The organism is Rhizobium sp. WW_1, assembly GCF_003610155.1.
Classification (GTDB): domain Bacteria; phylum Pseudomonadota; class Alphaproteobacteria; order Rhizobiales; family Rhizobiaceae; genus Rhizobium; species Rhizobium tropici_A.
The window spans coordinates 23,852-42,518 of the sequence record NZ_RAIN01000021.1 but is presented as its reverse complement, the minus strand read 5'-3'; the positions used below and the strand labels follow the sequence as shown (position 1 = coordinate 42,518).

The 18,667-nt window shown below is 60.2% G+C and carries 12 protein-coding genes; 3 read left to right on the top strand and 9 right to left on the bottom strand.

The features are described 5' to 3' along the window. Positions 1–5 precede the first annotated feature (5 nt). The 8 genes from BJ928_RS33495 to BJ928_RS33460 all read right to left on the bottom strand — a co-directional run bounded on the left by BJ928_RS33495 (position 6) and on the right by BJ928_RS33460 (position 11,522). Positions 6–4,424, bottom strand: coding sequence for a bifunctional class I SAM-dependent methyltransferase/DEAD/DEAH box helicase (locus tag BJ928_RS33495; protein WP_047636041.1), 4,419 nt, complete (start codon positions 4,422–4,424; stop codon positions 6–8). 133 nt (positions 4,425–4,557) lie between these two features. After that, the gene (locus BJ928_RS33490; protein WP_047636042.1) at positions 4,558–4,812 is read right to left on the bottom strand and encodes a DUF6117 family protein; all 255 of its coding nucleotides are present in this window, start codon (positions 4,810–4,812) and stop codon (positions 4,558–4,560) included. 106 nt (positions 4,813–4,918) lie between these two features. After that, positions 4,919–6,109, bottom strand: a complete 1,191-nt coding sequence (locus BJ928_RS33485; protein WP_047636043.1) for a hypothetical protein — start codon at positions 6,107–6,109, stop codon at positions 4,919–4,921. 76 nt (positions 6,110–6,185) lie between these two features. After that, on the bottom strand, positions 6,186–6,842 hold the full coding sequence (locus BJ928_RS33480) for a hypothetical protein (RefSeq protein ID WP_047636044.1): 657 nt from the start codon (positions 6,840–6,842) through the stop codon (positions 6,186–6,188). Between the two features lie 103 nt (positions 6,843–6,945). Beyond that, positions 6,946–9,066: a ParB/RepB/Spo0J family partition protein gene (locus tag BJ928_RS33475; RefSeq protein ID WP_047636045.1), complete on the bottom strand. Its 2,121-nt coding sequence runs from the start codon at positions 9,064–9,066 to the stop codon at positions 6,946–6,948. A 360-nt stretch (positions 9,067–9,426) separates the two neighbouring features. Next, the gene (locus BJ928_RS33470; RefSeq protein ID WP_047636046.1) at positions 9,427–10,176 is read right to left on the bottom strand and encodes a sulfite exporter TauE/SafE family protein; all 750 of its coding nucleotides are present in this window, start codon (positions 10,174–10,176) and stop codon (positions 9,427–9,429) included. A gap of 225 nt (positions 10,177–10,401) precedes the next feature. Next, positions 10,402–10,989 carry a hypothetical protein gene (locus BJ928_RS33465; RefSeq protein ID WP_047636047.1) on the bottom strand — a complete coding sequence of 196 codons (588 nt, stop codon included), beginning with the start codon at positions 10,987–10,989 and terminating at the stop codon, positions 10,402–10,404. A gap of 74 nt (positions 10,990–11,063) precedes the next feature. Then, positions 11,064–11,522 carry a transposase gene (locus tag BJ928_RS33460; RefSeq protein WP_047636048.1) on the bottom strand — a complete coding sequence of 153 codons (459 nt, stop codon included), beginning with the start codon at positions 11,520–11,522 and terminating at the stop codon, positions 11,064–11,066. 161 nt (positions 11,523–11,683) lie between these two features. On the opposite strand from BJ928_RS33460, the gene BJ928_RS33455 reads away from it, so the two are divergent. The 3 genes from BJ928_RS33455 to BJ928_RS33445 all read left to right on the top strand — a co-directional run bounded on the left by BJ928_RS33455 (position 11,684) and on the right by BJ928_RS33445 (position 16,006). Continuing rightward, positions 11,684–12,340 (top strand): helix-turn-helix domain-containing protein, encoded by a 657-nt coding sequence (locus BJ928_RS33455; RefSeq protein ID WP_047636049.1) that lies wholly within the window; start codon positions 11,684–11,686, stop codon positions 12,338–12,340. A 2-nt stretch (positions 12,341–12,342) separates the two neighbouring features. Continuing rightward, positions 12,343–14,538 (top strand): hypothetical protein, encoded by a 2,196-nt coding sequence (locus BJ928_RS33450; RefSeq protein ID WP_068391584.1) that lies wholly within the window; start codon positions 12,343–12,345, stop codon positions 14,536–14,538. Between the two features lie 157 nt (positions 14,539–14,695). Further along, positions 14,696–16,006, top strand: a complete 1,311-nt coding sequence (locus BJ928_RS33445) for a hypothetical protein (RefSeq protein WP_077472856.1) — start codon at positions 14,696–14,698, stop codon at positions 16,004–16,006. A 1,303-nt stretch (positions 16,007–17,309) separates the two neighbouring features. On the opposite strand, the gene repC is transcribed toward BJ928_RS33445, so the two are convergent. Continuing rightward, complete coding sequence (repC, locus tag BJ928_RS33435; protein ID WP_047636052.1) at positions 17,310–18,524, bottom strand: plasmid replication protein RepC; 1,215 nt, start codon at positions 18,522–18,524, stop codon at positions 17,310–17,312. Between the last annotated feature and the right edge of the window lie 143 nt (positions 18,525–18,667).

The following is an 18,667-nucleotide window of genomic DNA, read 5'->3' as shown; positions in this document are numbered from 1 at the left end:
CTCCGTTACGACCGGCGCGCAATGTCGATGAGGCGGTGACGCTGCATCAGCTTCGACAGAATGCCCGGCCCCTCGTCAGTGATCGGCACGAAGAAACGCAGCTTCCAACTGATCATCTCGGAGAACAGGCCGACCGACCGCAGCCAGTCACGCATGCCGTCGATGAAGCCGATGAGCTCGACGCGGTACTCGTTCATCACACGCACCCGGCGGAGCGTCATGTCGCCGGCAAGACCGATGAACGAGGATCCGTCGATCAGTGCCGCCCATGCTTGCTCCGGGGCGATCACCATGGTCTGGTCGATCCCGAAGTTGCGGCAAAGGCCGGCCAAACGATCCGGCGCGACGACACGGCCGACGATGCGCTCACCGTCATCCGTCTGCAGGCGCCGCACGCGGCAGAAATCCTGCGGCAGCAGTTTCCAGATCGGCAGGAGCAGTCCGCTGACGATATGCATTACCGATGTCGAGAATTCCGGCACGGCCGCGACTTCGGCCTCCCAGGCAAGGGCGAAGACCTGTTCGTCAGCCCCCTCCCAGGACGTCTCTTCGAGCTGCCGGACTTCGAAGCGCAGCTCGTCCATCGGCCGGATCAGTGAGACGCGCGCCTGAACAGAACCGTCGTCCAGCATGATCGAGCGGGTCGGCACCATCACCGCTGGCCGGCCCGACTTGCCGTTGATCATCAGCTTGGCGCGTGGATCCTGCCTGAAGAGAGTCAGCACATCATGAAGCAGCATCGGCGCATTGCGATCCCTCCGCTCGATCGTCAGCAGGTGCGACTGCGCGCCGGTGACCGGATGTGTATAGATCAGCCGGCGCTCAGTGACCGTCATGCTGTCGGCGGCGATCGTCTCCAGGCCCTTGTCGTAGATCCCGGCGGCGATCGCCCCTTCGATGCACGCGGCTAGCAACTGCTCGAAGGCCTCGAACAGCACGTTCTGCATCGCGATGGTCAGCGCCAGCATGCGATTGAGGAATGTCTGGATGGGCGGCAACTCATTCTTCAGCCCGCCCTCTTCCGACGTCAGCGACAGGCCGGTGATGCTCTCGAACCTGTCAAGCGAGCAGCCTTCAATCCTGCCGGCCTGCAGCAACCCATAGAACTGCCGCAGCGCGTCGCGGGCATATTGGGATTCGAGATTGTCTTCGCTGCGGAACATCCCCTGCCCGCCGGTTTGGCGCTGGCCCCGGGTGATGGCGCCAAGCGTGTCGAGACGCCGGGCAATGGTCGACAGAAAGCGCCGCTCTGCCTTGACGTTGGTGGCGATCATCCGGAAGCGCGGCGGCTGTTTCTGATTGGTGCGATGGCTGCGCCCGAGACCCTGGATCGCCACGTCGGCGCGCCATCCCGCTTCGAGAAGATTGTGAAGACGCAGGCGCTTGTTCTTGGCGGCAAGATCCGCATGGTAGGATCTACCGGTCCCGCCGGCGTCGCTGAAGACAAGAATGCCTTTCTCGTCATCCATGAAGGCGCGAGCCTCGTCGAGATTGGCGCTGCCCGGCCGGTTCTGCACGGCATAGCGGCCAATAGAGCTGCTGTCCTCGCGGCGGACGATGCGGCGGGAGCGACCGGTGATCTCGGCGACCTGGCTCGTTCCGAAGTGCTGGACGATCTGATCAAGAGCGGTCGGGATCGCCGGCAGGCTGCCCAACGTTTCGACGAGCTCGTCCCGGCGCCGTTCTGCCTCGCGGCAGATCACAGGGTTGCCGTCGGCGTCGTGCACGGGCCGGGAGCTGAGATTGCCGTCAGCGTCGGAAAATTCCTCGAAGAGCTGCACGGGGAAGGAGTGCATCAGGTAGTCGATGACATATTCCCGCGGCGTCACGTCGACCTGCAGATCGCCCCATTCCTCGGTCGGGATCTGTGCCAGCCGGCGCTCGGTCAGCGCTGCCCCGGTTGAAACGAGCTGGACGATGGCCGCATGTCCGTCCTCCAGGTCTGCTGCAGTCGTTCTGAGAAGAGCCGGCGTCTTCATCGAGGTCAGGAGATGATTGAAGAAGCGCTGCTTGGAGCTTTCGAAGGCTGAACGCGCAGCAGCCTTGGCATTTTTGTTCAGCGTGACGGATTTGCCGGCCGCGCTGGTCGCACCAGTGATGCCCGAGGCCTCCATGGCAGCGTCCAGATGGTTGTGGATCACCTGGAACGCCTCAGCATAGGAATCGTAGATGCGCACCTGTTCCTCGGTGAGCTCGTGTTCGAGGATTTCGTATTCGACACCCTCGAAGGAGAGTGAACGCGACGCATAGAGACCCATCGCCTTGAGGTCACGGGCCAGCACCTCCATGGCGGCGACTCCCCCGTCTTCAATCGCGGCAATGAACTCGGAGCGCGTCGGGAAGGGGAAGTCGCTGCTGCCCCAGAGACCGAGCCGTTCGGCATAGGCGAGCGATTCGACTTCCGATGCGCCGGTCGCCGAGACATAGACGACGCGGGCGCTCGGCAGGGCGCGCTGCAGGCGAAGACCCGCCCTGCCCTGTTGCGATGCCGCCTTGTCGCCGCGCTCGGTCTTGCCGCCGGCGGCATTGGCCATGGCATGGCCTTCGTCGAAGACGATAACACCATCGAAGTCGGCGCCGAGCCAGTCGACGATCTGCTGCACGCGCGATCGCCGGCCCTCGCGTTCATCGGTGCGCAACGTCGCAAAAGTCGTGAACAGGATGCCTTCCTCCAGCTTGACCGGCTTGCCCTGCCGGAAGCGGGACAGCGGCGTCACCAAGAGCTTTTCCTGCCCGAGCGCGCTCCAGTCGCGCTGCGCGTCCTCGATCAGCTTGTCTGACTTGGAAATCCAGACGTGGCGACGGCGGCCCTTCAGCCAGTTGTCGAGAATGATGCCCGCGACCTGGCGGCCTTTTCCCGCGCCCGTGCCATCACCGAGAAACCATCCCCGGCGAAAACGAACGGCATGCTCCGTGTCGGGTGCGACGGCCTTCAGATTGTCGAAGGAGGCGTCGACGATCCAATGGCCGGCGAGATAGCCGGAATGAGCTTCGCCGGCATAGATGACGCTCTCGAGCTGGGCATCGGAAAGATCGCCGCTGGAGACGATCCGCTTCGGCAGTTGCGGGCGATAGCTTGGCTTCGGGGGCGCGACCGAGGCCATGGCCACGGATTCGACCAGCCTGTCGGGGTGAGGCTGGGTGCCGCGGATGTGGATCGCCTGCAGCCGATAGGGCTCGTAGATGCCATCGGCTGCGCCCGCCTCGTCCTTCGCCACAGCATCCCGCAATTCGTAGTTGAGCTCGATAATCTCGTCATCGACAGGCAACGAGCGGACCGTCGGAATGTGAGAAACCTGACCGGCGGCGGCTGGGCGATGCAGGGGAGCCGTGACGGCCGGCGAACGCATAGTTCCTGCGCCCTTTCGAACTGCAACCGTTCGAAGGGTGCTAGCGACGTTCGTCTCCATCGACGGCAAGCGCGGTGAAAGCCCTTCAATCCAGGCAAGCAACGTTTCCAGATCGGAGGCGACGCCCTTCGAGGCGACAAGCCTCTTCGGGTCGTCTGCCGGAACTTTGTCGATGACGGTAAGGCGCGTTTCGGTCGTCGTGCCATGGCGGGCATAGATGCTGCCGTCGATCGCCGCGGTGAACAGGACCGTGCCATGCCCCTGCAGCCGGACGAAGTCGTCGCGCCACGCAGGATTGTCGGGGGTGAGGCTTGAACCGGTGATCGCAACAAGCCGGCCACCGGGCGCAAGACGCGCGAAGGCTGAGGTCAGATGCCGCCAGGCGGCGTCAGCGACGCGGCCTTCGACATGAATAACCGCAGAGAATGGCGGATTCATCAACACGACGGTCGGCCGGACAGCATCATCGAGATAGTCGTCGATATGGGCGGCATCGTGCTGCGAGACCGAGACACCGGCGAAGAGCTGTTCGAGCAATGAGCGGCGCACGACCGCATACTCGTTGAGCGCCAGACGCGCGTCTGCGAGCTCGGCGAAGATCGCCAGCAGGCCGGTTCCGGCAGACGGCTCGAGAACGATATCGTCGGCCATGATGCCCGCGGCGCGGGACGCCACATACGCGAGTGGCATCGGCGTCGAGAGTTGCTGCAGCGCCTGGCTCTCCTCGGAGCGTCGGCTATGGGTCGGCACGAGCCTTGCCACCTTCGTCAGCATCGTAAGCGCCGACTGCGGCGCATGGACGCGCGCGATGATCGCCGCGCCGAACTTGCGGAGAAACAGGACCTGAGCGACCTCGGTCGCCTCGTAGGCGTCTTTCCAGAGCCAGAGGCCCTCGGCGTCGCTGCCGCGGAGGGCCTCGATCATGATCTGTCGCAGGTCGCCTGTGGTGACGACTTTACCTTGCTCCAGAAGCGACGTGATTCGACCGGCAGCACCTATAAGTGCGTCAGCGCGGGTTTTGGTCTCAAGACGCGGAGAGGTGGAAACGGTGTGAGGATGCGAGATGATATTCATCGGTCGAGGCTCCGAATGAGAGGGGAATGGGTCTGACCAAGTGCTCTCTTCCGAATTTCGGGAGGAGGAGAACTTGCGGCGTGAGGGTGTGGGAAATGATCGCAGATTGAAGGATGCCGGCGATCGTCAGCGTCTAGGTGGTCGGACCTACGATGAAGCCAGCGGGATCTTTTGGGTCCGGCGGCAGATAGGCGTCGTAGGGATTGCCGTCGGCGAGATGGCCGAATGGCGTGAAGACGTATTCGCCGTCACTGCGGCCGACGGCGCAGAGCACGTAACGCGGCTCGCGTGTCGCGGCATCAAGGCATTCCATGAGAGCAAGATTGCCATCGGACGCGGCGCGCAGCAGCGTGTCGAAGTTTGTACGGGCATGATTGGGGATAGCCATTGGGGTGCTCCAGACAAAATGAGGCCCGGCACTTGACCGGGCTCTGGGATGACGACGATCGGGTTCGCAGACGCGGCCGGGTCTGAGCCAGGCGCGCATGAACATGTCAGGCGGCGCTTTCGAGCAGCTTCTTTGCTTTGCCTTCGAGCTCCAGGCGCGTGTCCTGATTGGTCTTGGTGCGGGCGAGCGCCGTAATGCCCTGGACGAAATCGAAGATCGATTCCGGCGGCCGCCCCTCCTCCGACAGCACCATGTCGATCACCTTGCCGGTCTCGCCTTTCGAAAATCCACGCCGGCGCAGGAAGGTTTCGCGATCGTCATCCTTTCGCGCGACGATCCGCTCCCGTGCCGCTTTGATGCCGGCAATGAATGGCGCAGGCGACGAATTGGCAAAGCTGGTCAGCGCGGGCGCTGCCTCATGCGCGAACCGCTGGGCGGCAAATTTCGAGTGGCGGATGGTGATCTCCTCGAAATTCTCCGTGCCCCAGAGGTTTCGATTGGCGCAGACCGCTCGCAGATAGAAGGAGGCGATGCCGAGCGTTTTCGAGCCGACCTCGGAATTCCAGGCATAGAAGCCGCGAAAGTAGAGATCTGGCTCGCCATTCGGCAACCGGCCGGCCTCGATCGGATGGGTGTCGTCGACCAGGAACAGGAAAACGTCCCGGTCGCTGGCATAAAGCGTCGTGGTGTCCTTGGTGATATCGACGAAGGGATTGTGGGTCATGGTCGCCCAATCGAGCACCCCCGGCACTTTCCACATCGTGTCGCCGGTCCCATTGCCCGCAATCTTCATCACTGCCGAGACCAGTTCGTGGTCCCAGATGCGGCCATATTCCGGTCCGGTGACGGCCCGCAGTTCAACCCGACCATCGTCCAATTCTAACGTCTTGACCAATTCGGCGCGGTGATTGAGCAGGCCATGCTGCAGGTTGATGGCAGCGAGTGGCGCCGGTAACTGGCGCATATAGGTGGCGGGTGCGCCCACGAGGCTGCAGAGCTGACCGTAACTCCAATGGGTCGGTGCAATCGGCTGGCGCTGACCAGGGACGAGGAGTTCGAGCCGTTCGGCGTTGTCGCGTGTCGCCTCGACGCGGATCGCGGCGCTTTCGAGGGTTCGTGCATGCGCGCGGTCGGCGCGGGATCGAACGGTATCGTGGAGTTCGGTCAGCGACAGGAACCGCTCGTCGTCGGGGCGCGAGAACCATTCCGACGAGACACGTCCGATGCGTTCACCGCGGGAGATATCGACCTTGAAGCCGGAGGAAGCGGGCTGGTTAGTGGAAGCAAGGGAGTTCATTTGGATTGTCTCCATAAGACGAAACCCAGGCGCGGTGGCCGGGCGAGGTTGAGGGATGTCTGGGGAAGAAGAAGGATTAATCGGAGGTCAGTCGACGATGCGCCGAGCGGATCGCCGAGAGCGCGGCCTGGAATTCGGCGCTTCCCACCACGTCGGAAAAATCCATCGTGGTGGCGATGGACAGGCATGCGGCGTGGACCTCGTCGTCGGTCACGGCCTCCCGCCCTACAGCTTTGAAACTCGGATCGACTTCGAGCACCGCCGTGATTGCGTCGCGCACACCATCCTCTTGAAGCCTGACCAGGACGTGGGACGGCTTTGGCGGGTCGACCGGCTCTTCAGGATCCGGGTCTCCGGCGAGAATGGCTTCTCCTCTGGCAATCGCCCAGGCAGATCGCGCGAGCCAATCGAGCGACGGTGGCCGGGCCGCACGGACGTCATCGAACAGGATCTTCAATAGTCCGAGCAGGATCTCGAAATGACGCGCCCGGCGCTGGACAGGCTCTTCGAATTGCTGCGGGACCTGGATGGGCGGACCCGCATAGGCCGCATGTGCGCCGTTCCAGATGCCGGTGATATGAATTGGTCCCGAGGAATCGAAATCCTTCTCGGCGATATCCCAACTGTCATCCTCGATAGCAGCACGGCACGCCGCGTCCAGTGTGTCAGCCGCGTAAGTGCGATGCCGGAAGACCGGCAGGTGGTAGGTGGTCTCAATCGTGAAGTCGGGCATTGGTGCCTCCTGAAACGGAAAAACCCGGCACGGGGGCCGGGCTGGTTGCAAAGAAGACCCGACCGCAAAGGCGATCGGGTCAGCGGATGCGATGCTTATGAATCTATTCGGCGGCGGCGAGGTGCCCGCCGTCAATCTCATTCTCCGTATCGCCGGCGTTATCGTTCGATGTTCCTGGCTCATCGAGCAGGAAGGCCGGCAGGTCTGAAGCTTCGAATACAGGCTCAACCACCTCGGGCTGGACGGCACTATCTGCGACAGCGTCGCTTTCGATCGTGCCTTCCCCGATCGTCATGCGAAGCGGTTCCGGTAACCAGCCGCAACCTGTCATCAGTCGTTCGGCCTCGCGGGCCATATCGGTCTTCTTGAGATGGCCGATCAGCTCCGCCGCCTGGTCACCCTTGGCTTCTCGGACCGCCTGCAGGATGCGGGCCTTGGTGACGCGACCGAGATAGTTGTCGGCTGTCGGTGTCCAGCCGGCCCCCACCATGTCGAAACCAATCGAGCGGGCCAGCTGGTCAGCATGGGCGATCGCCCGGGTCCGCTTGTTCCAGGGTTCGATGACCGCGTTGACCGACAGCGAAGCGCAATGGCCAAACAGAGCCTGCCGGCTGACCTCGTCGAGCTTGATCAGGAACTCCCAGAGATCATTCGGATCCTTGGGAAGATCCTGGCCCCAGCCTTCATGCCGCTGCTCAATCTCCTTCGCCCATACCGTATTGCCGAGGCCGGGAGTCTGGCTGAAGCGGGCGCTTTGCAGCGTTACCTCCACGCATGAATCCGAGCCGTAGACGTAGAAGATCTTCAGGACGAACGCGTGCAGAACCGCGATGAAGGCGATGACCGGATTGTTCGCCAGCGCATTGCGCAAAGCAACCGTGCGCGCCGCTGTCAGATCGAGAACCAAGCGGTCGGGAAGCGGCTTGAGCGTTTCGTCCTCGTCGTCCGCCTGAACGCCGTCGCCGCTGGGAGACGACGGGTCGCTACCATGATCTGTGATATCGCCGCCGACATCTTCGGTTGAACTTCCCACGGCCTGTGGTTCGTCTACCGGCCGAACGAAACCGCGCTCGATCTTGAGCTCACCACCGGCGCCGAGCGAAACGAAGACACCGCCGCGGGCGACCTCCTGCGGGTCGAACACGTAAGGGCGGTCGTTGAGCCGGTCGAGCTCGGCACCAAGCTCCTCTAGTTTCTGTTCGGTCGCTTCCGAGTACTCGTCCGCCTCCGCATACTCTGCGTCCAGCTTGTCGTATTCCGCACGGGTTGCGTCAAAGCGGGCCAGTTCGTCTTCCGTCATTTCGGCCTGCTCGCCGTAGAAGCGGCGCAGACCGGACGTGTGGCCGTAGGGAAAATCGAAGGCGGCTTCGACCCATTTCCAGCCTTCGTTCACCCGGATCGCCTCGGCGTCAGCCTTGAGCTTATCCATTACGAGCTGCTCCAGGAGCGCCGGATCCTGCAGCCAACCGCCCTGATCTTGGTCGAACAGATCGCGCATGGTCACACCGCCGGCGGCCTCGTAAGATTCAGTGCCGACGTAGACGGCGCGGCGGTCGCTGGCACGGATTGCGGTTTCGGTCAGCAGCCTGCGAATGTAATACGGCTCGCGGCTATGCGAGCGCGAGATCGTGTCCCAGACCTGCTCCTGGCGAACGTGATCGTTCGCAATTGAGAAAGCCATGATTTGCTCCAGCGTCATCTCGTCATCGGCATAGAGATCGAGAAGCCGCGTCGAGACGGAAGCCAGCCGTAGGCGCTGCTTGACGGTGGCTACCGAGACGAAGAAGCGCGACGCAATCTCCTCCTCCCCGAGGCCCTGCTCGCGCAGGGTCTGAAAGGCGCGGAACTGATCGAGCGGATGTAGGCTGACGCGTTGGACGTTTTCGGCGAGCGAGTCCTCTACCTCGAGCGTTTCGCCCTTACTGACGATGCACGGGACACCCGCAGTCTTTGCCAGACGCTTCTGCACGACAAGGCGTTCAAGGGCGCGATAGCGACGACCGCCGGCAGGAATACGATAGATTCCGGTCTCGTTGCCGTCGCCGTCGAGTTCGGGACGGACGTTGAGGCTGGTGAGCAGCCCGCGATGAGCGATGTCTTCCGCCAGATCCTCGATCGAGACGCCCACCTTGATCTTGCGGACGTTCTGCTGGCTGAGCACCAGCTTGTTGAAGGGAATATCCCGAGCTGCACTGAGGGTGATTTTCTCCATAGCCTGAGCCATGTCAATTTCTCCATGACGGACCGGGCGGAGCCTCTCTCCAACCCTCTCAATCCGTCACAGCTTTCACCTCCCTCCTCTCCCTCTACCCCCTTCTCCATGCCCCACCGTCCCTTCCACCGGCGAAGCTTCTCGTTCGGCCAAGATCCGGCAATATTGCGTGGATGGAAGCCTTTCGGGTGAAGGCTGCCGCGGGCGGCAACCACAGAAGTGCCAAACGCCATTTCAATACCAGTCACTCGGTCTCAATGGCCTGCTGGAAATCGATCGTATTCCCGGCTTACCGGACGCCGGAACGCGACGCGTCGATAACGGAGTCCCTCGATTATTTTTCAACAGCGTCTGCAGCCAGCCCTTGGTCGACTAGAGGTAGGCTCTTGCAAAGAAAATGACGGTGGTCAGGAGGGCAACCACGACGGTGATAGCCCGGACAATCGGCGCCGGCAGCCTGCGCCCGAGATGGGCTCCGCTCCAGCCACCCGCAAAGGCACCCGCAATCATCGGCAGGCATTGTTGCCAGGCGATTGCGCCGGCCAGCACAAAGACGATCACAGCCACCGCATTTGCGGCGGTCACCATGACCATGCGGGTCGGATTGAGACTTTTGATATCACCGCCGCCAAGCAGGCTCCACGCGGCGAGCATCATCAGTCCCACCGCTCCGCCGAAATAGCCGCCATAGATGCCAAGCAGTAATTGGATCGGCAAGACAAGCGCGGTCTGCGAGCGTTTTGCCCGTTGCAGCCGAATGCCGAGCTTGGGTCCGAGAATGAGCATGGACGTGGCGATGAGCAAGAGCCATGGCAGCATGACGTCGAATGTCGTCGTGGGCGTTAAAAGCAAAAGGATACTGCCGGTGACACCGCCTGTGATGGTGGCAACTGCAATCGGCTTGACCCCGACACCGCATACATCTCTTACGCCCTCACGATAGACCCAGGAGCTTGCCAAGCCTCCCGGAAAGAGAGCGAAGGTGCTGGTCGCGTTTGCGATCACGGACGGGACGCCAACGGAGATCAGGGCGGGCAACGACACGAACGAACCGCCACCGGCCAGCGCGTTCATACTGCCGGCGAGGAAGCCAGCCACGAAAAGCAGCAAAAGATCGAACATGGTCGGAAAAAACCCCGGGCGATGCGACCATCCGCCTTCGTCTTCGAGGCAAAGGCGACGATCCTATGGATCACCTTCTAACCAGATCGCTGCCGCGCCCGCAAGAACAGTCCATGCACGGATGAATGCGACGCTTCGCAACAGGAGACGTCGGGGAGCTTGCCTGAGATGCGCCGACCAACCTCACTCAAATGGCAAAAAAACCGCTTTCGCCCAGCGCCTTCTTCATTCGGTATCGAACCGGCACAACATCGTCTGAAGTGCCCGATTTTCGTCACGGAGCTTGGCCATCAGGAGACGTTTCAGGCGGCGGTTTTCTGCGTCGAGTGCGTTGAGGTCATCCATGTGGTTGTCTGGTGGTAGGCCCGCCCGGCGATCGTTGACGGGGGTCATCGCCGGGATCGATGCAGGCTCAGTCTGCACCGAGGCAACGACGGTCCGCCTCGACGCAGCGGGAGTGCGCACATGCCGCGGCGTCGGCGGCACGGACTTCTCGGTTGCCGCAGCCTCTGATGAAAGCTCCTGCTTCGCCGCGCCAATTCCCTCGGGTAGGATGCCAGCAGCAGGTCCCTGGGGATTATGTTCGGGTATGGCAAGGAGATCCGGCGACGGGACGGGGGTTTCAGCCGGTTTTGGGTCGTTGACTGTCGGCCTCGCAACCGAATGTCCGGTATCAGGCAAAATCCCGTCGGCCTCGACCTGTCGGGCCACAGCCTGCAGATCAAGGCTGCCCCAAATGGAAGAAGGTCGCGTCTGGGTTTGCCGCCTGTTCGCCTTGTATTCGACCACGAAGGGCCGTTGTGGTATTTTCATAATTCGTCAATTTCATCGACAGCGGCGGCCAGTAAATCCTGTCCCGCGCAGCGTCATCGTCAAAACCAAGTTGATCAGGTGATCCCGAGCCGCTTGCGCAGTTCGGCGTTTTCGGTGCGGAGTTTTTCGCCAAGCAGTTTGCGCAGTCGGCGATTCTCTTCCTCGAGCTGAATGAATTCGGCAAACTCGTCGTCAACAGCAACTGGGCTGGACGACGTCCCAGACGTTGGTGCGGCGACGGCTTTCTTCCATGTATAATAGGTTTGGTCGGAGATCGAGGCCGCACCCACGGCATCTTTCAGGGTTGCCCCGCCGGCGACGGCTACCTCGATCTGCCTGATCTTCTCAAGCTTGTCCGTGTCACTCAAGCCTCGTGCCTTCGGCTTGTCGCTCTTCTGAACGCTGCTGGCAACCTTGCCCGCCGCAGCCTTGTTGGGGCTCGACCGTTTGCCGCGTCCGGTCACTTTCGTCTTCTCGACTTCAGCTTTGGTCTCGGCGCTATCCGGTTGTGTCAGAACGTCGTCTTCGATCATCGTTGATCCTCGCATCGTTGCATGCGTTTTCGGCCAGGCGCGGGAAAGAGTCAACGTCGCCTGGTCCACGGCCTTTTACACCAGCATGAAACACCCGCGGCAGTCACCGTTGACAAAATCGTTGACTACCCCTATCTGTAACATAACAGGAGAAGCTCATCATGCGTAACCCCTTGTGGAATAGCTTCGATATCGTAAGAGATCTAATCGCAAAAGACGATTTCAAAACAGTTGCCGAGAGAGTTGACTTGGCTCTCAATGCCTCAATGGAGACTGTCGCTGACGTCCTGCCCACTGCGGCGGCTCCGGTGTTACGCCAAGGTGTCGAAGCAGCAACAGGAGCGCTCAGCACGTTGCGAAGCAAGATCCGGGCTGATCGTTTGTCCCCGGATTACGCTGCCGGGCGGCTGGCAGCGGCCTTGGATATCATGGGGTATGCAGCGTCAGCCACAGCTGACGAGGACGCGATCAAGAAGGCAAAGCAGCAGCCGTTCGCGCGCATTCTTGATATGCTGGCCGTAAAATCTCTACGCAACACCGAGATCGCCGCAGCACTTGGCCAGGACAAAGGATATATTTCGCGTCTGCTGGACGAACTGCGGGCGATGGAGATGGTCACCAGCCATCGACACGGACGGAACCTTTACAACGCTCTGACGCCTGTCGGCCGGCTGGTTGTCGATGAAGGTGTCGAGGCTGCGCGCCGCGCGCCATTGGCCCAGAGCAAGATTGTCAATCTCGGATTCAGCCTCGACAACCGGCCCACCCCGCCCGATGTGCGCACGGCTGAGGTTCCCAGAATAAGTGCGACAGGTTAGCCATGGCAAAGTCACAGGTTACGACCTTCTACTCTTACAAGGGCGGAAGTGGGCGCAGCATGACGCTGGCAAACGTCGCCTGGGCACTGGCTTCGAACGATGAAAGAGTGCTTGCGATCGATTGGGATCTGGAAGCACCAGGGTTGCACCGCTATTTTCATCCGTTCCTAAGCGACCCGGATCAGGGCGAAAGCAATGGCCTGATCGACCGCGTTTGGGACTATCTCGAGCAACTCAACGCGCAGCCGGATCGCAAGGACAGATTCAAGCTCGGCGACTGCAGCGACATCGTCCAGCCTCTTGATCTGCCATTGAAGGGATCAGGTTGTCTGGACTTTATCGGCGCCGGTCGCCAGGACGAGCATTATAGCCACAAGGTTGGCGGTCTCGACTGGAACGGTTTCTATCAACGTTTCGACGGTGAGCCGTTTATCAATGCCATTCTGAAGTGGGCTCGAAACCGCTACACCCATGTTCTAATCGACAGTCGAACGGGTGTTGCCGATACCGCCGGTATTTGCACCTCACAGCTCCCCGACGCTCTCGTCCTTTGCCTTGTCTACAACCGTCAAAGTATCGAGGGGACGGCTGCGATCGCGCGTTCGATCAAGGAGGCGCGCAAAAGTCAGAAGAAACCGGCGCTTAAAATGGAGTTTGTACCCAGCCGGGTCGAGGAACGTTCGACTGTCGAGGCGGCGCGACGTCACACCGCGCAGCGGTTCATCGACCTTATCGAGGGCGGACCGCGCAAGGTCGAGCAAAGTCTCCGGCGGGCGGAAGTGCGCAATTATCCGTGGTGCGCTTTCGAAGAGAAGCTTGCTGTCTTTGAAGAGTACCCAGATGAAAGAGGGTCTCTCCTAGATGCCATGCACGACCTGGCCCGCCGGATTACCGGCTCTACTAAAATAGGCATTCGGCCAGTCGATGCAGACGTTCTATCATCATACTGGCGCCGCGCCGCATTCGACGATCCCCGGCTGTTTGACCTGCGAGCCATCAGCGACCAACCGACTTTGGACGCCTGGAGCCAGGTCCAGTTCTGGTTGGACAATGCGGTCGCAGACGATGGTGAAAGGCCCGAATGGCTGATGTCGCTTGCCGAAGCCGCATTGAGTTTCGTCCTGCGGCGCGACAACCGGCTTTCGTTCCGAACCGGAGCAACCTTCGCCGAAACAGCGGAACAACTTGCCCGCCGCGCCTACAACGAGGAACCAACCACGTATGCGACGCGATATGCACTGATCCTTGACGATATCGCCGGCTTGCTGCAGCGCAATGGCGAGTTCGAGAAAGCCCTCGGCTTGAGCCGCAATGCTGAGCGCCTGTGGCGGGCAGAAAAATCGCCGATCGCAAAATGGCGTCACGCGCGACTGCTCGACCGTCAGGCCGCAATTCTCGACACTTTGGGCCGCGCCGACGAGGTCATCGAGACGTACAAGGAGATAGCCGAGATCTATCGCGCAATTGGGAGACGCGCTCTACCCGTTGGCAACGAGATCGAACCGGCGAGAACCCAGCGTCTGCTGGCCAGCAAGCTTCTCGAAAGAGGTGACGGAAGTGGCGCCGAGCGCGCGATCGTCGCAGCGGTCAAACTTCTTTCGCAAACCTCCACCGCCCGCGACAGGGATCTCGGCGAGATCATAGAGATCCTTATCACGCGCCTCAAGGTCGCGATGGAGATCGGGGATGAGCGTTTTGAAAAAGTTTCAGGTCAGGTATTACTGCACGCCGACCGACTTCTGCCGGCAGATGGCGGACGGGACCGCGTCCAGGATGAGCTGTTCCTGTGCCAGTCGGAATTGTATCGGCGTCGCGGCCAATTCGACGAAGCGCTTTTCCGTATTAAAAGCACCTCAGCCGATTTCCAGTCGCTCCCGAGAGTGGCGCTCCAAGAAGCAGAGATCCTTCTCGATGCCGGCCGGGAACACGAGGCAATGGAGACACTGCTGTCGAATATCCGCAGCGGCGCACCGCTGACGGAGCAAGCGCTCGGTCTTTTTCAACGGGCGATCGCAAGCTCGGAGCATGGCGATCTGTATTTCAATGAACTGTTGTCAACGCTGACCAGGAGTGATGAACAAGGCGCCTCAACCTTCGTTCCGGCCATGCGAGCGCTGACCGACAAGATGCGACATGACGGAACGGACTTCTCGCAACTTGTCCCCCTGCTGCAAACCTTCATCCGCAAGCCGATCTGACGTCATGAAACCGGGACAACTATTCGCGGAATTGTGGCAAATCGTCGAACCCTATGAGGCTGAGGCGACGCTTGCCCCATGGTCCGGACGGCACGCAGCTGAATTCGGGCGGCTCGTCGAGCTCTTGGAGGGAGCGTCAACTGCAGACGTTCCAGCCATGGTAACCGACTATCTTGGCCGCCGGTTGGTGGCGTTCAGCTGTGAGGTCGACACGCCCCATGAACGTGCCTTTGTGGTGATGTGCGCCCTCGACCAGGTAGCGATGCGCATCCATCCCTCTATCAAGACGCGGCTCCCTGGCCGCTCATCGGCAGGTGGACAGATGTTGGCGGCGATGCGGGCGGAGCGGACGATGACAGGCGCCTATGCCGAGTTGTCTGGCAAAGGCTTCGTCCTTCCCAAAGGCCTGTTGATGCCGGGCAAGGAGCGGACAAAGGGATTAGAACAAAGTGGGGTTGCGCTCGCTCATCAGTTTTCCTTTCTGAGCTTCGTTCCTGACCTGCAGAAAAGTTTCAAATTGCGGCCGATGGCGCCGCCGCCAAGTCAAATCTATGTTTCGCACGACGCGGCTCAAAAAGTGGGCCTTGCGCCAATTGCCGAGGATCGTGACGACTTCGAATTTTCGGTGTCGGACCGACGCCATAAAGCGTTTCTGGACACGGTGCCGCGTTCGTCGATTACGGACGTCAGGATCGAAAACGAAGTCTCGGCTCTGTTGGATAAGGGAGCGGGCCTCGTTGTCTTGCCTGAACTCGTCGCCACCAGCTCAGCGGTTATGGGCCTTGCCGAAACGTTGCGCCGGGCGGCCCGCTTAGGTCACTCGTTGGTACTGACGGGAAGCGGCCCTTCCGAAGAGAGGTCAAAAGGGCTCGACAGGCCGTTCAATGAGGCCGTTGTCATGACGGGTGCCGGCGAAGTCCTGTTTCGTCAACGCAAGCTGAATGCGTTCAACATGGCCGCGCCCCGTATGAAGCAGTGCGCCCTACCCCGCGCAGACGGTCACGACGATGACTCGCACATGGAAGATTGCGCCACCGGAAGCGAATTGGTGCTTTGCGACATCCTCGGACTTGGGCGGGTGATGGTGCTGATTTGCGAAGATCTTGAGCAACAGACGCCGGGCGGAGACGCTGCGCTGCATGCACAACCCGACTGGATCTTGACGCCGGTCCTGGATGTGGGCCTCGTATTCGGTCGGTGGGAATACCGTCGCGCCGTTGAAATTGGTCGCAAGACCGGCTCGCGTGTTGTCGTCAGCTGTTCTGCCACCCTCGAGGTTCGCAGTCTCGGTAAGCAGAACCTCACTGAAACCGGACCGAACGCCGTCCGCACCGGCTTCTGCTTCGATGGATCGGTCGAGATGCGTGCTCTGCACCTTGAAACGGGCGGGCCAGCCTTAGGCCATCATATGCTGGTCGAATGGAACCCGAGAACCTGGAAAAAACACAAGCTGGTCGAGGAAAGCTGAACCCGCGAACGCGACGGCCTCGCTTTGGTAATGTCGTTTTGCATTTAATCGCAAGACTCCGCATCCAATAATTCAACAAGATAGCGCGGCACTTAAATTGAGATCAGGCACTTAATCTGAGATTCGCCGGTTCGATTTGGCACTTAGTGTGAGATTCACCACCTGGAAAAAGATGACCACCGATGGCCAAGCTTCATCGGAAAATGCGAAATATTACAGAACGCTATTTCGGAATCGGAGAGCGTCAAGCGCCGAAAAACCAACTGGCGAATCTCAGATTAAGTGCCATGAGCTGCCGGAACGGGCGCATTCTTACAGTTAAATGCCAAACGACAGCGGCTTGTTCGAAGATCTCAAAAGCCGCTTGAATCCCCGCGTTGGAACGACTGTCCTGAGACGCGCAGTCGCTGCGTATGTCCATTCAAAGCGGTACTATTTCGCGAGCGCCCAGCCAAACGCCATGCGTTATGATTTAGAAGGTGAGTGGTTGAGCCGGTCTCTGCAGCTGACCGAATGCTGGCGCAGGAGCGCTTTATGACCTTGAAGCGGGACAAAGGACCACCCTCGCCTGCTATCGTTGATGACAATGTCGCGGCTATAATACCAAGCAAAAATGGAATACTCCGCGCCGCCCTGCTTTCACGAAAAAGAACTCCCGGTCCGGCACCCCACTAGATTTTTCGCACCGCTGCGCGCGTCGACACGTTTGAAGTTAGGCGCGCCTAACTCGTAGCCACCCATCATGTGTACGCTTCAAGGTCGCCCGTTAGCCTGCCCCAAATCTCGCACCCTGTCTTGGTGCCCTAGCTGGCAATGATCGAGCCATGTTAAAGGATGACCGGCGAGCAGAGGTCGAATCCATGTTGCGCGCGCCACTGACACAGGCAAGTTAGGCGCGCCTAACTTCACACCGCAGAAGTGGGCCTGCCCTCACCTCTTTACGCTGCCCAGGTGCCTCTCCGATCGGTGGCGTCGAACCCCTATTCTGGCGGCGATCGGGAGTTCCAATGATCGTCGCGCATGCACCAATATGTTCAAGGCTCAGATGTCTGCATACGCCTTGTTAGACTCCCACCGAACAACCTCGACACCTCGTGTCTACGCCCATCTTGAAACACCGACCAATTCCGCATTTCTATATCACCGCCCGGATCCGGCTCGACACCGAATGCCCTGCACCCTTGAGGGACAATCACCCCGAGACGAATTTGGCGAGGCCACTCCCGGAACGGCGGGAACACGCATCAAACGGCTTAAAATTGACGCGAGATAAAAGAGGCGCGACTAAAACTCCGGGCAGCAGCTAGGCGCGTCTAACTGCTGCCCCACTGTTCACCTTCAGCTGCGCCATGACCATCGGGCCGAGCGAAAACTCTCCTCGTTCCCAGCGCCCGGTCAAATCGCGCAAGTAGCCACCAGGCGAGGTGATAAAGTTCGCCCTCTCGAGAATACAGGCGATCGCGATTGCCGCATTTTCCGGCCCCATCACATCGCAAGCATCTTGATAAGCCGATGGGCTCACACCCAACATCGATCTGACAACAACGGCAGCCAACATCAGATCACGCCAGCCTCCCACCACACCGCCTTGTCCATAGTCGCAAATCTGCGGGCACGCCTTTAGCACAACGCTCAACGGAAAGGATGTGGTCGCCAGACGCGAGGGCAAATCAACTCCACCAGACCTCGCCCCCTGCTCTTTTTCAGAGCGAGGTTCAAGTTCACGGATGGATTCGGGTTTTGAATTCTGTATGTGGCGCTCATTATGAGCATCATTGGTGCTATTAATTTCGATTTCCTCGTGAATATTCAGACGCCTAAGCACTTCAGCATAAAGCAACTGCATTTCGCTGAGCACGTTACCGACGTCTGCCTGCGACGGTGTGCGGGGGAGGCGAGCTATTAGATTGAGATAAATGTCCTCGATTGCTTGCCAATCGCCCTCCGCGCCTTCCTCGATAGCCGCGCTGATCAGTTTACGAACGTCCCTTCGGCATATTGTTAGTGTCTCCTTTGCCCTTCTGAACGCAACACGGGCAGCCACGACCTCCTGCGCCATCAAAGCAAGTTCATCAGCCCGCGCCAGAAGCGGAGACAGGTCGAAGCCGAAGGCCGTTTCGATATCGCCGTCACGATCCTTCCGCGCAAATCTCTTTCCGTTGGCGCTGTCTTTTCGCACAATCAGACCGGCGTCGACGAGGATTGCGAGATGGCGCCGAAGCGTGGCCCCAGCAATGCCGTGGGCGCGCAGTGTCAGCTGAGCATTCGAAGGAAAGACAATCATCTGTCCGTCCTGGCGCAGTTCATTGGTCGGAAGGAACGTTAGAAGCGCATCCAGGATGGCGACGCTGCGATCCTGAAGGCCAAGCGTTTCCCGGGCCTCAGCAACATCTCGGAACACTTTCCACTTTTCGACAGACTTACCAGGCTTGATCTCGTTCGCAGCCAGTTGCCGCTTCACGAGGGCAAGCGTCATCGACCGCCGCCCAAACGGCGTCGTCACATTTCCCGTATGCATCGTCTTTCACCTTTCAGAAGGCAAAAAAAATGAGCTCACCAAAATGGCGCCGAGACTCTTGACGAAGATTCATGGAAATGCGATTCTCTGTCTTGCTACAGAACAGATAAGGGCTTCCACGACGGCGACGTTGAGGGGGCTCT